The sequence below is a fragment of the Herminiimonas contaminans genome (genome assembly GCF_015645465.1).
Classification (GTDB): domain Bacteria; phylum Pseudomonadota; class Gammaproteobacteria; order Burkholderiales; family Burkholderiaceae_D; genus Oxalicibacterium; species Oxalicibacterium contaminans.
Genome location: NZ_JADOEL010000048.1, coordinates 1 through 1374 on the forward strand (window position 1 = coordinate 1; position 1374 = coordinate 1374).

Here is a 1374-nt window from a genome sequence, read left to right on the forward strand (position 1 = left end):
GGTAGTGTCAGAAATTCTGTGTGTGAAGGTCGGTTAAAAAATTCTAGTGCAATGCGTTGGTGAAGCGTTCGCCGAACAGAATGGCAAACTGATTGGCCGCCTGCTTCCACGTCACCGGAGGCATCTTCCAATTTTTCTCAATGTTGCGCAAGGCCAGATACAGCAATTTGCTGGCGGCCTCGTCGGTGGGGAAGTGGCCGCGGTTCTTGACGATCTTCCTTAGCTGCATGTGCATGCTTTCAATAGCGTTGGTCGTATAGATGATTTTGCGCACTGCCGGCGGATAGGCAAAGAACGGAATGACTTGTGTCCATTGCCGCTGCCACATGGCTGTTACCGTCGGGAATTTCCTGCCCCAGTTGCTCTGCGCAAATTCCTGCAGCGCGCCTGCGGCCGCCTCTTCGGTGGGCGCCTGATAGATGGGCTTTAACGCCGCAGCCAGTTCCTTGCGCTCCTGCCAGCTCGCCAGGCTCAACGAATTGCGGATCAGGTGCACGATGCAGGTCTGCACCTGTGCCTGCGGGTAGACCGCTTCGATCGCCTCCGGAAAGCCGCGCAAGCCGTCGACCACCGCAATCAACACATCCTGCAAGCCACGGTTTTTGAGTTCATTGAAGACTTTGAGCCAGAATTTGGCCCCTTCGGTCTGTTCGATCCACAGCCCCAGCACTTCCTTCCTGCCATCGGCCCGAATGCCCAGTGCCAGATAGACTGCCTTGTTTTTAACCGTGCCTTCATCCCGGATCTTTAGGCGCATGGCATCGAAATAGACGATCGGATACATGGCTTCCAAGGGCCGCTTCTGCCATTGCTCGACTTCGGCCAGCACTTCATCGGTGATCGTGGAAATCAGGTCGGGCGACACGTCCAGGCCGTAGAGTTCGAGCAGGTGGCCCCGGATTTCGCGCACGCTCATGCCTCTGGCATACATGCTGATGACATGGTCATCGAATCCGGGCAGCCGCCGCTGGTACTTGGCAATCAGTTGCGGTTCGAACGTTGCCAGCCGGTCGCGCGGGATATCGAGCGCCATTTCCCCGTTGGGAATCAGAACCGTCTTGGGAGAAGAACCATTGCGGTGATTGCCGGCTTTGCCAAGCGCTGCTTCGTTGGCAAGATGGTGGGCCAGCTCGCTGGCCAGCATCCGTTCAGCCAGTTGCTTTTTGAGCTGACCAGCCAGGCCGGATTCGCCGAGGATGGACTCGGCATCCTTGTTCTGGACCTGGGCCAGCAGCTGGTCGATCAGTTCGTCGGAAAAAAGTTTGAGGGCTTTCGGTTTCTTGGGCTTTTTTACTGTGCTCATCGATGTAGTCATGGTGTTTCCCTTTCGGTATCATCTCATGACCTTCGGCACACAAAAAATCTGACAGGCTC

The 1374-nt window shown here is 56.1% G+C and carries 1 protein-coding gene; it reads right to left on the reverse strand.

Translation table 11 applies throughout. The annotated features are described in order from the left end of the window. Positions 1–43: 43 nt before the first annotated feature. Entirely contained in the window at positions 44–1303 is a 1260-nt protein-coding gene (locus IXC47_RS19260; RefSeq protein ID WP_195876767.1) for an IS256 family transposase, read from the reverse strand. Between the last annotated feature and the right edge of the window lie 71 nt (positions 1304–1374).

Excerpts from the sequence above, each read along its gene's own strand:
- IXC47_RS19260 (WP_195876767.1), bottom strand. The coding sequence starts at position 1,303 with ATGAGCACAGTAAAAAAGCCCAAGAAACCGAAAGCCCTCAAACTTTTT.